The organism is Parazoarcus sp. PS-13 R2A (assembly GCF_057621855.1).
In genome coordinates, this window is the sequence record NZ_JBYEXN010000045.1 from 1 (window position 1) to 6,966 (window position 6,966).

At 64.0% G+C, this 6,966-nt stretch carries 8 protein-coding genes; 5 read left to right on the forward strand and 3 right to left on the reverse strand.

Annotated elements, in window-relative coordinates:
- Window positions 1-61 precede the first annotated feature (61 nt).
- The 3 genes from nrtS to AC22G6_RS21610 all read right to left on the reverse strand — a co-directional run bounded on the left by nrtS (window position 62) and on the right by AC22G6_RS21610 (window position 3,485).
- Window positions 62-286 carry a nitrate/nitrite transporter NrtS gene (gene nrtS / locus AC22G6_RS21600; RefSeq protein WP_487368477.1) on the reverse strand — a complete coding sequence of 75 codons (225 nt, stop codon included), beginning with the start codon at window positions 284-286 and terminating at the stop codon, window positions 62-64.
- A 35-nt stretch (window positions 287-321) separates the two neighbouring features.
- The gene (locus tag AC22G6_RS21605; protein WP_487368478.1) at window positions 322-1,485 is read right to left on the reverse strand and encodes an FAD-dependent oxidoreductase; all 1,164 of its coding nucleotides are present in this window, start codon (window positions 1,483-1,485) and stop codon (window positions 322-324) included.
- Window positions 1,486-1,574: 89 nt separating this feature from the next.
- Complete coding sequence (locus AC22G6_RS21610) at window positions 1,575-3,485, reverse strand: B12-binding domain-containing radical SAM protein (protein WP_487368479.1); 1,911 nt, start codon at window positions 3,483-3,485, stop codon at window positions 1,575-1,577.
- 364 nt (window positions 3,486-3,849) lie between these two features.
- On the opposite strand from AC22G6_RS21610, the gene AC22G6_RS21615 reads away from it, so the two are divergent.
- The 5 genes from AC22G6_RS21615 to AC22G6_RS21635 all read left to right on the forward strand — a co-directional run bounded on the left by AC22G6_RS21615 (window position 3,850) and on the right by AC22G6_RS21635 (window position 6,708).
- A complete protein-coding gene (locus AC22G6_RS21615) occupies window positions 3,850-4,161 on the forward strand; it encodes a hypothetical protein (RefSeq protein WP_487368480.1) in 312 nt (103 codons plus the stop codon).
- A 48-nt stretch (window positions 4,162-4,209) separates the two neighbouring features.
- The gene (locus AC22G6_RS21620; RefSeq protein ID WP_159099431.1) at window positions 4,210-4,323 is read left to right on the forward strand and encodes a diguanylate cyclase domain-containing protein; all 114 of its coding nucleotides are present in this window, start codon (window positions 4,210-4,212) and stop codon (window positions 4,321-4,323) included.
- Window positions 4,295-4,597: a GGDEF domain-containing protein gene (locus AC22G6_RS21625; RefSeq protein ID WP_159099430.1), complete on the forward strand. Its 303-nt coding sequence runs from the start codon at window positions 4,295-4,297 to the stop codon at window positions 4,595-4,597. Before AC22G6_RS21620 ends, AC22G6_RS21625 begins: the two co-directional genes overlap by 29 nt.
- Before the next feature lie 310 nt (window positions 4,598-4,907).
- Window positions 4,908-5,870, forward strand: a complete 963-nt coding sequence (locus AC22G6_RS21630) for a DMT family transporter (protein WP_108949007.1) — start codon at window positions 4,908-4,910, stop codon at window positions 5,868-5,870.
- A gap of 67 nt (window positions 5,871-5,937) precedes the next feature.
- Window positions 5,938-6,708 carry an alpha/beta fold hydrolase gene (locus AC22G6_RS21635; protein WP_108949006.1) on the forward strand — a complete coding sequence of 257 codons (771 nt, stop codon included), beginning with the start codon at window positions 5,938-5,940 and terminating at the stop codon, window positions 6,706-6,708.
- The last annotated feature ends 258 nt before the right edge of the window (window positions 6,709-6,966 follow it).

Here is a 6,966-nt window from a genome sequence, read left to right on the forward strand (position 1 = left end):
AATTTACAAACGACTCTGACCCCTTTGATTCTTTGATTCTCTTTGCTTCGTTGCTGGCAGATCAGCGGGCGCGTCTGCGCGCTTGTTCGTGGCTCGCCGCGCTGTAACTGGACACGCAGTAGGGCACCAGATAGTTCAGGAACACATGAAACCAGGATACAGCCTCCCCCGAGATGAGAGGCGCGCCCTGATTGATCAGGTTCAGGATGGTGCCCACAACGAGGGCGACGCGCAGCGCATTGCGCACGATCGCGGGTGCGAGGGCGAGGCGGAGGACTTCGGACATGTTGGGTCGAATGGTGAGTCTGCAGGGGTGGATGCTTAGCACTCGCGCTCGGCGCTGGCCGGCGTGGCAGCGCTGATGGCTCTGCCGGGCAGGGCGAAGCGGTTCATGAAGCGGCGGTCGATGCGGTCCTTCCAGCGCCACACCCAGGCGCCTTCGGCCGACCAGCGACCCCAGGACGCGATCGCATGCCGGGGCCCGGTGGCCAGCAGGTACAGGGAGCGACGGCGCGGCTGGTAGGTTTGCAGGTCGCCGCCTTCGATCGTTGCCAGCAGGTTGCGGGCGAGGACCGGACCCGCGTGCACCGCGTGCACGCCTGAACGCGCCATGCGTACGTCTGCGCGCGCACAGGTGTCGCCCGCGGCAAAGACGTCGGCATGGGACAGGCTGCGGTGGTGGGCATCCACAAGGATGTAGCCGCGCGCGTCAAGCTTGAGGCCGCAGTGCGCGAGCCAGCCCAGTGGCCGTGCGCCGGTCGTGGCAATCACCTTGTCGGCCGGAAACTGCGTGCCATCGGCAAGCACCAGTCCGGATTCGCTGGCGCGGGCACGCGCGCGATGGATCCCGATGCCTGCCTTGTTGAGACTTTGCTGTGCGCGCTTGACGACGCCCGCAGCATGGCCGGGAAGCAGCCCTGTCTCCGAGATGACCAGGTCGATTCGTGCCGTGCTATCGGCCTCACGCAATCTGTGGCTTGCCGCGAGCGCGATTTCTACCCCGGCTGCGCCGCCACCGATCACGCTAATGCGAAAGCCCGGCGTCTCAAGTGCGGTGGCCATGAGCAGCGGCCACTGCACGAAGAAATCATCCAGCGGCTTCACCGGGAGCAGGCGCTCGCCCAGCGCGGCGAGATCCGCGGTGTCGGTCTCGCTGCCGACGTCGAGCGAGAGCAGGCTGTAGTCCATCGTGCTGCCGTCTTCGAGGTGCAGGCGGTGCTGATCTGCGTCCATGCCGGTGACGCGTCCGACGACCAGACGCACACCGGCAGCCTCGGCCAGCGGGCGCAGGTCGATGCGGCACTCATCCAGCGTGTAGTGCCCGGCAATCCAGCCCGGCAGCATGCCGGAATAGTTCTGGAAGGGAGCGGGCGTGATCAGCGTGGTCTCAAGGCCGGCAGGTCTGCGTTGAGCAAGCATCTCCAGCACAGACAGATGCGCGTGCCCGCCACCGGCAAGGACGAGGTGTTTTGCAGCCTGGGTCATGAAGTCTTCAGGGGTCGAGTCATTGGATTTGGTCGCCGCCGGGCGCGAATTCATTACAGTGGGCTATGCGCCCGCGTTTCCGTTCGCGTTCAGCGCATCTGCAGCGCCTGCTCGATGAAGTTGCGCGGCACGCGGGGCTTGGGCACCTTGTCGTCAAACCACTGGCGTACCCCGGTATCCAGCCCGATGCCGTGCATGTAGTTGTACAGCGCCTTGTTCAGCGCCTTGCCCAGTGCATCGTGGTCGACGCCGGTGGGGTCGATGAAGCCGATGTCATTCTTGGCAAAGTTGCCCGGCGGCAGTGGCTCGAGGCGCACGCCGTACTCCGCCGGGTTCATGCCCACCGGAGAATGCACGGTACAGGCGAAGCGGTGGAAAAAGCCGGACTGGATGCAGCCCGCCTCGAACAGCTGGCGCACGTATTCGAGTGCATCCACGGTGTCGTGCACCGTCTGCGTCGGAAAGCCGTACATCAGGTAGGCATGCACCAGCACGCCGGCCTCGGCAAAGGCGTGGGTGACGCGCGCCACCTGATCGACCGATACGCCTTTCTTCATCAGCGTGAGCAAGCGGTCGGAGGCCACTTCCAGCCCCCCTGAAATCGCGATGCAGCCGCTGTCGGCCAGCAGCTGGCACAGCTCGGGGGTGAAGGATTTTTCGAAGCGGATATTGCCCCACCACGAGATCGACACGCCACGCCGCAACAGCTCTTCGGCGAGCGCACGCAAGGCCTTGGGCGGCGCGGCTTCGTCGACGAAGTGAAAACCGGTCTGCCCGGTCTCGGCGATGATGGCTTCGATGCGGTCGACCAGGGTGGCGGCCGATGCGCCGTCGTAGCGCGAGATGTAATCCAGGCTGACGTCGCAGAAGCTGCACTTCTTCCAGTAGCAGCCGTGAGCGACGGTGAGCTTGTTCCAGCGCCCGTCCGACCACAGCCTGTGCATCGGGTTGAGCATGTCGAGCAGCGACAGGTAGCGGTTGAGCGGCAGCCCATCCCAGGTCGGCGTGCCGACTTCGGCGAAAGGCACGTCGGGTTCGACCAGGTTGATGTAGCGCACCGCACCGCTGTCGGCGTCGCGCACGAAGGTGCGCACCAGGCGCTGCTGCGAACGCTTGCCGCGCAGGTGGTCGAGCAGGGCCAGCAGCGGGCGTTCGCCGTCGTCCAGGGTGACGTAGTCGAAATAGTCGAACACGCGTGGCTCGCCCAGCTCGCGCAGTTCGGTATTCACATAGCCGCCGCCGAGCACGGTGACGATGGCCGGGTTGTGCGCCTTGACCGACTGCGCGATGCGGAAGGCCGCATACACCGCGCCGGGGAAGGGCACCGACACCAGCACTACCTGCGGCGTGTGGCGCGACAGGGCGTCGAGCGTGAGCGCGTGCAGGGTGTCGTCGACCAGGTTGGGCTTCGCGGGCAGTGCCTGTGCCAGTGGCTCGAAGGTGGGCTGGCTCAGGGCCAGCGACTCGGCGTAGCGGACGAACTCGAAGCGCGGATCGACCGCCTCGCGCAGCACATCGGCCAGATCATTGAGATAGAGCGTGGCCAGGTGGCGGGCGCGGTCATGCACGCCGAGTGCGCCGAACGCCCAGCCCAGCGGGTCGCCGCCGTCCGGGTCGACATAGGCGTCGAGCGTGTCGAAGCGCGGCCCTTCGGGCAGAAACGCACCGCTGCCGATACGGTGGGCAAGCGTCGAGTCGCGCCCCTGCAGAAAGGCCAGTGTCGGCTCGATGGTTGTCTGGTAGCGCTCGAAGTGCTCAAGAAAGCACGCCACGCTCTCGCTGCGACGCCGCGCCGGCAGCGCCTCGGCACGGGTGCGGATCGCATTCAGCCCATCGCGCGAGAACAGTTTCAGCACCAGCGCCAGCGCGAGGTCCTCCTGCACCGCATCGACGCCGCGCGAGCGCAGGAAGCCGGTGAGGTAGGCAGTGGACGGGTAGGGCGTGTTCAGCTGCGTCATTGGCGGAATGACGGAGAGCACGCGCAGCGGGATATCGGACATCGGGCAGAAACTTCTTGTCAGGGTGAGGCGCAGTTCTACCACGAACGGGGGGTTGTTTGCGCTGAACGGGTTGCGGGTGTTTTCCTCGCCGTTCAGCAGTACACCTCGCACATGACCGGCATGGTGACCGACATCGGAATCGAGGTCGGCATACTGGAGCAGTCCCAAGCACGACGCAGTGCAGGCGGTCAGGGCTGACCGCGATCGCCTCGTACTGCTGTCGCTGCTGACCCTGTCCTTTTTCGCCGGCTGGCAGCGGCGATCTGCTGCTTGAGCGGGAAAGGCAGACCAGTGCATTGCTCGACTGGGGAAGCCGCCTGTTTCGCGCGATGGCAATGGAGCTGTCGCTCGAAGGGGCACGTCCCTGAACGGTTCGGCGTTCGGGCTGTGGCGCAATCACAAGGCCGCCCTGATTTTCGACAATACGCGGGAGCTGACCCTGATCGCGGAGTGTGTTGCCCGCGTAGACAACGCAATTTTCCCCGAAGCCGTTTGTTCCGGAAAGGTGGCGCCGGTCCCCGATGGCGTTCGTGCGCTGATCAAGGCTGTCACGAGCGAAGTCGAGCAGATCCGCTCTCTGCTCGCTTCCATGATTGGGCGCCTGACCGATCTCGAGGTGGGCCGCGATGTGCTGACGCAACTGTTCAACCGCTGCTTCCTGCCCACGATCATGTAGCGCGAGATCGAGCTCAGCCGGCGCAAAGGTGTGGCGTGCTGAGTGCGCTTGCTCGACATCAACCTGTTCAAGCAGGTCAATGACCGGTTCTGGCACGACGCGGGCGACAGGGTGCTGCAGAACGTGGCGGGGCGTGCTGATCGGGCAGGTTCGGGCCAGTGATCTCGTCTTTCGTTATGGTGGCGAGGAGTTTCTGATCCTGCTGGCCGAGGTGGATCACGTTAAGGCGTGTTTCGTTGCAGGGAAGGTTCGTCACCGCATCGAGGCGAGCGTGACGCCGCTGACCGACGAGCAGAGCGTCGGCGTTACGGCCAGCATTGGTGTTGCAGCACATGACGGCCATCCCGATTTCCGGCATCTGGTCGATCGCGCCGAAAAGGCGCTCTGCCAGGCCAAAGCCGCGGGCCGCAATTGCACGGTGCTTGCTGAGTCTTGAGGCGTTACTGCGCCCGTGGGCAACGGGCACGTCACTCTGTCGCTGCGGGGTTTTTTGCTTGAAACGCAGAACTATTCAGTTTTTTAGATGTAACCAAGGACAAATTTTCCGCCAAATCGCATTTGGCGGAAATCCTGTTCTAAGGTTTTCTGCTTTCTGGCGAAAAGCAGAAATTTCATTCCTTTCCTGAACCGGTACGCTTTGGACTCGCCCACAAGGCGTCCAGGTGGTCTGCGTTTTCGGCCTTCCCCCAACCACGGGGTGGTGTCGATCCTGGCAGGCCGATGAACGAACCGTTCAGGAAATACAGATGTCCGGAACCATTGCCCGCGCTGGCTCGGGTTACGCTGCCGGCCCGAAGCTTGCCGCGCTCCCGCTGATGCTGATCGCGCCGGCCTTGTTCGCCGCCAACATGGTGGTCGCCCGCTGGGCGGAAAGTGTCGGCATTCCCCCCGTCTTCCTTGCCTTTGGGCGCTGGGTGCTGGCGCTTGCGATCCTGCTGCCCTTCATTGCGCCGCGCCTGTGGCATTCGCGTCAGGTGCTGATGGCCAATGCCCCGCGTGTGCTGCTGCTCGGTGCACTCGGCATGGGCGTCGCGGTCGGCCCGCAATACATCGGCGCGGTGCATACCAGCGCCACCAACGTCGCGCTCATCATCTCCGCCTGTCCCGCGCTCGTGGCCCTGATCGAGGCCATCGTGTGGCGAGTGCCGGTGGGTACGCAACGCGCGGTCGGCATGTCGCTCGCGATCTGGGGTGTCCTGCTTGTCCTGTCGCGCGGCGACGTCGAGGCGCTCGGCAGTCTGTCCTTCGGTCGCGGCGATTTGTGGGTGGTGCTCGCCGCGTGCGGTTGGGCTGGCTACACCGTGCTGGCCCGGCGTCGCCCCCTGCCTGAACTGCCGGCCGAAGTTCGCCTTGGCGCGCTGATGATCGGCGGTATCGTGGCGCTGGCCCCGTTTGCCCTGTTCGAGAGCGTGGCCTTGCAAACGCCCGATTTCGGTCGCTGGGAACTCTACTTCGCACTGCTATTCCTCGCCCTCGTGCCCGGCCTCGGCGCCTACCTGTGCTACGACCGCCTGGTCAGCCTGAGCGGCCCTGCCGGCGCAAGCATCTCGCTCTACCTGGTGCCGATGTATGCAGTGCTCGCTGCCTGGCCGCTGCTGGGCGAGATCCCGCAGGCTTTCCATATCGGCGGGTTCGCGCTCATTCTCGGTGGCGTGGCGCTGTCGGGGATGCGTCAGCGTATCGGTCGTCGTGCCGCAGTGAACCACTGAAAAAGGTCTCTTCCGGCAGGGGATGCGCAATAATCCGGGGTCAAGCAAGAATAACCCGGAGACTTAAGTGAAGACCGTCAGCATTCTCGGCAAGCATCTCGAATTTGTCCGCCTGCCTTCTGCACATCCGCGCGAAAACGCGCCTGCCATGGTGTTCCTGCACGAAGGCCTGGGCTCGGTGTCGATGTGGCGCGATTTTCCGCAGAAGGTGGCCGACGCGAGCGGCTGCGAGGCGGTCGTCTTCTCACGCGTCGGCTATGGCCGCTCCGACCCTGCCACACGGCAGCGTGATGTCACCTACCTGCACGAAGAGGGGCTGGCCGTGCTGCCCGCATTCATTGCCGAACTCGGCCTTGAGCGCCCCTTCCTGTTCGGCCATTCGGATGGTGGCTCGATCGCGCTTCTGTGCGCGGGTGGAACCGATGTGCCCCTCGCGGGCGTGATCGCGATGGCGCCCCACGTTTTCGTCGAGGACGTCACCATCGAAGGCATTCTCCAGGCCAAGGCCGTGTGGGAGAACTCCGACCTTCCTGCCCGGCTGGGCCGATACCACAACGATGCCGACGCGGTGTTCCGCAGCTGGCAGAACATCTGGCTGCACCCCGCTTTCCGCGACTGGAACATCGAGGACATCCTGCCCGGCATCTCCGCGCCGATTCTTGCGATTCAGGGCGAAGACGACGAGTACGCCACCATGGAACAGATCGACCGTATCGCCGCAGGCGCAGGCGATGTCGATCTGGTCAAACTGGCCGATTGCCGCCACTCGCCGCACAAGGACCAGCCCCAGGCCGTCATCGAGGCGGTCGCCGCCTTCGTCGAGCGCGTGCTTGATTGAACAAACAACCCTAAAACCAAAGGCAAAAACCAAAGGGGTCAGAGTCTTTTGAAATTTTCAGACGACTCTGACCCCTTTGGTTTTTCTTCTCCTTCCAAAGGGCTATTTTCAAGTGAGCAATAATCTCGTATTGTTGCACCAAAGGAATTTTATGTTCCTATAGATAATTCCTAAGGAATGATGCCGATGCTCGTCAATGCAGGATCACGCCGCGGCCCCAATCGGCCGCCACTCCCTGAATCCGCCCGTGCTGCGGCA

What these genes read in the sequence shown, in the direction of transcription:
- nrtS (WP_487368477.1), bottom strand. Translation starts at nt 286, where the DNA reads ATGTCCGAAGTCCTCCGCCTCGCCCTCGCACCCGCGATCGTGCGCAAT.
- AC22G6_RS21610 (WP_487368479.1), bottom strand. Translation starts at nt 3,485, where the DNA reads ATGTCCGATATCCCGCTGCGCGTGCTCTCCGTCATTCCGCCAATGACG.
- AC22G6_RS21630 (WP_108949007.1), top strand. Translation starts at nt 4,908, where the DNA reads ATGTCCGGAACCATTGCCCGCGCTGGCTCGGGTTACGCTGCCGGCCCG.
- AC22G6_RS21605 (WP_487368478.1), bottom strand. Translation starts at nt 1,485, where the DNA reads ATGACCCAGGCTGCAAAACACCTCGTCCTTGCCGGTGGCGGGCACGCG.